At 47.4% G+C, this 3,057-nt stretch carries 3 protein-coding genes and 1 pseudogene; 2 read left to right on the top strand and 2 right to left on the bottom strand.

Translation table 11 applies throughout. The annotated features are described in order from the left end of the window. Positions 1-388 precede the first annotated feature (388 nt). Together hemC and ACTIE0_RS23630 are read left to right on the top strand one after the other, a co-directional pair. Positions 389-1,357 carry a hydroxymethylbilane synthase gene (hemC, locus tag ACTIE0_RS23635; protein ID WP_006623856.1) on the top strand — a complete coding sequence of 323 codons (969 nt, stop codon included), beginning with the start codon at positions 389-391 and terminating at the stop codon, positions 1,355-1,357. A 23-nt stretch (positions 1,358-1,380) separates the two neighbouring features. Beyond that, positions 1,381-2,067 carry a glycoside hydrolase family 108 protein gene (locus ACTIE0_RS23630; RefSeq protein ID WP_006623857.1) on the top strand — a complete coding sequence of 229 codons (687 nt, stop codon included), beginning with the start codon at positions 1,381-1,383 and terminating at the stop codon, positions 2,065-2,067. A gap of 179 nt (positions 2,068-2,246) precedes the next feature. Here the strand turns inward: ACTIE0_RS23630 and ACTIE0_RS23625 are convergent. Beyond that, positions 2,247-2,741: pseudogene (locus ACTIE0_RS23625) on the bottom strand (site-specific integrase); the annotation flags it as partial. Then, a partial coding sequence (locus ACTIE0_RS23620; protein ID WP_439517019.1) for a hypothetical protein occupies positions 2,648-3,057 on the bottom strand: 410 nt, incomplete at its 5' end. The pseudogene ACTIE0_RS23625 and the gene ACTIE0_RS23620, both read right to left, overlap by 94 nt.

Below are 3,057 nucleotides of genomic sequence, written 5' to 3'. Positions count from 1 at the left end.
TGGGGATGTATATTTCGGCATTTAGCTCGCTTGCTGTGTACTTATCTAGCTTAGACTGATTGTTGAGTATTGTAAAGCAATGTTCAGTTAATTTGCTAACAGGACGTAACTCTCCGACTCCCCCAGCCCTCTAGGTAGGGGGAACCATGATTGTCCCATTACCATTGTGATTGTGTCCCCGATGGGGTAGGCTAGATCGAGTGCAACTAACCGAACTAATATTTATTTTAGAGAGCGATCGCACAATTGATGTCAGCCACTAAGTCTAACCAGCCGGGACAAGACTGGCTAAGTTAACATTCCCCCAAAAGGGCGCTGTGGAGAGGAACATCAATTTCAACATTAAACCGTTCTAATCAGGACGGGGTTTCAGAGTCAAGGAGTTTCGATGACAACATCTGTATCTGCCCAAACCCGTACCATTCGCATTGCTTCACGCAAAAGCCAACTCGCCCTAGTTCAAACTTACTGGGTTCAGGAAGAACTACAAAAGCGCTTTCCTGATATCAAGTTTGAAGTTCATACCATGTCCACCCAGGGGGATAAAATCCTAGATGTAGCCCTAGCCAAAATTGGGGATAAGGGACTGTTCACCAAGGAACTAGAAGTGGGGATGCTTAACCATGATACTGATATGGCGGTGCATTCCCTCAAAGATTTACCAACAAACCTCCCAGAAGGTCTAATGCTGGGCTGTGTGACTGAACGGGAAGACCCCGCAGATGCTTTGGTAGTCCACGAAAACCATCGCGACAAACAACTAGACACTCTGCCACCCGGTGCGGTGGTCGGTACGTCTTCCCTGCGTCGTCTGGCACAACTACGCCACAATTTCCCGCATTTGGAATTTAAGGATATTCGCGGGAACCTGAACACGCGCCTGCAAAAATTGGATGAGGGTCAGTATGATGCGATAATTTTAGCAGTGGCTGGACTGAAACGGTTGGGAATGGCCGATCGCATTCACCAAGTCATTCCGGCTGAAATCTCTCTGCACGCGGTGGGACAGGGCGCTCTGGGTCTTGAATGCCGAGAGGGAGATACGGAAATTTTCGAGGTGGTTAAAGCCTTAGAACATACCGTCACAGCCCAAAGATGTCACAGTGAACGGGCATTTTTACGGGAATTAGAAGGGGGTTGTCAGGTTCCCATTGGTGTTAATACTATGGTGGAAGGCGATCGCCTAACTTTAACCGGAATGGTGGCTAGTTTGGACGGAAAACGCCTAATTAAAGATACAGTGACCGGACAGGCTAGTGACGCGGAACAGTTGGGGATTCAATTAGCCCACAAACTTAAACAACAGGGTGCTGAGGAAATTTTGGCGGAAATTTTTGCCGAAGTTCAGCGCAGTTAAACTTCACGCATGGGCGAGTAATTATGACACAATCTGATGAGAATTTTCAAATTGCCCTCAAATTTACCTTGAAATGGGAGGGCGGCGTTGGACACCCGGAAGACCTGGGAGGTGTGGTTAATTATGGCATCACCCAGGCGACCTACGACACCTATTTAAAAAATAAGGGTCAGGGGTCGAAATCGGTTAGGCAAATTACTCAGCCAGAGGTTGAAGAGGTTTATTATACGATGTACTGGCTACCGTCAAAGGCTGATTTAATGGTGTTACCTTTGGCGGTGGTTCAGTTTGATACGGCGGTTAATTTTAGTGTTCCCGGCAGTATTGAGTTTTTACAAGAAACTCTGGGAGGACTGACTGTAGATGGTCGCTTTGGACCGAAAAGCCAAGGGGTTCTCGAACAAAATAATAACCTGGAAACTGCCCAAAGATACTGTCAGGGTCGCATTGACTATCGCTACCAACGGGTTAAGACTAACCCTAGCCAACAGATATTTTTGGAGGGTTGGCTAAGACGCGATCGCGATTTATTGGGCTATGTTACCCAATTGGGCGGCGGTCAGGCTCCGGTTATTGATCCGCCCAAACCACCCAACACACCGAAACCACCCAACACAGAAACCCCGAAAGATTCGGAAATTATGGATAAACTCCAACAGGCGATCGCCCTTTTGCAAGAGGTAGCACAAAGCCTTAAACAAAAGGATTGACCTGTCTTGTGGGGGGCTGAAACAACGGAGAGGGTGAAATATTACCCCGAGAACCTTGCGGCTCACTCGATTTCAAGTCGGGACGGTATCAATACCCATTACCCTTATCCGTAAATGATTGTGGCGGTTTCTTGTGTCTGTAGGCTAAAAATTTATAGCCAAATTATAGCCAAATTGTCCTAAAGTTTGGGAATAGAAAGCCCCCGGTTTCGGCCTGCATAGTTTTGGTAAATAACTTGGGGTGAGTTGCCGACCCAAGCCGCAACGTCTTTAGCATCAATCCCGGTATCAAGACAGAGGGTGATAAAAGTGTGTCTCATTTGGTAGGGTTTCCGTTGCTTTATCCCCGTTTTTTTGAGGACTGGGTGCCAGTGTCTTTTGCCAAAATCACCGTCTTGGATCGGCTTGCCCGTGATGCTGGGGAAAACTATTTCTGAATGGTTTTGCGATCGCGCCTCTCCGAGAATAGTTTGGACTTGTTCATTGCAGGGAAAATCGCGGCGCGTTTGACTCTTGAGGCCGTCGCAGCGCTTGCGCCCCCCTTCCCCGCGAACAATCACACTACTAAAAGTGATTTGACTTAGATCGGCAGCAACGTCTGACCATCGTAGAGCGATCGCCTCCGATGGGCGACACCCAGTGAAGAAACAGAAACGGACATACAAACTAAAATGGCTGTGAAGTGGATCCGAATCAAAACCCTGGATAATGCGATCGCGTTCGTTAGCCGTAAAAGGGTTAATCTCGTCAGAATCACTTGCTTTTTTAACCGATCAGCTTTAGCGCTTAAATCTTTAAATGGTGAGGGTTCGCTCACTAGCCTTTTTTCGATCGCCCACTTAAAACAAGCATTAAGTTGCGTCATCAACCGGGATGTGGTGTCAATTGTCAGGTTCTGAATAGCCCAATCAAATATAGCACCAGACAGGAAAGTTAGGACGTATAATGGAGAGGACGAGATGACTAAGAAGACCCAAAATGCCAGCCCCC

The sequence above is a fragment of the Limnospira sp. genome, from assembly GCF_051859755.1.
Classification (GTDB): domain Bacteria; phylum Cyanobacteriota; class Cyanobacteriia; order Cyanobacteriales; family Microcoleaceae; genus Limnospira; species Limnospira fusiformis.
Note: the sequence above shows the minus strand (reverse complement) of the source record. Positions and strands in the feature narration are given on the sequence as shown.

What these genes read in the sequence shown, in the direction of transcription:
- ACTIE0_RS23630 (WP_006623857.1), top strand. Translation starts at nt 1,381, where the DNA reads ATGACACAATCTGATGAGAATTTTCAAATTGCCCTCAAATTTACCTTG.
- hemC (WP_006623856.1), top strand. Translation starts at nt 389, where the DNA reads ATGACAACATCTGTATCTGCCCAAACCCGTACCATTCGCATTGCTTCA.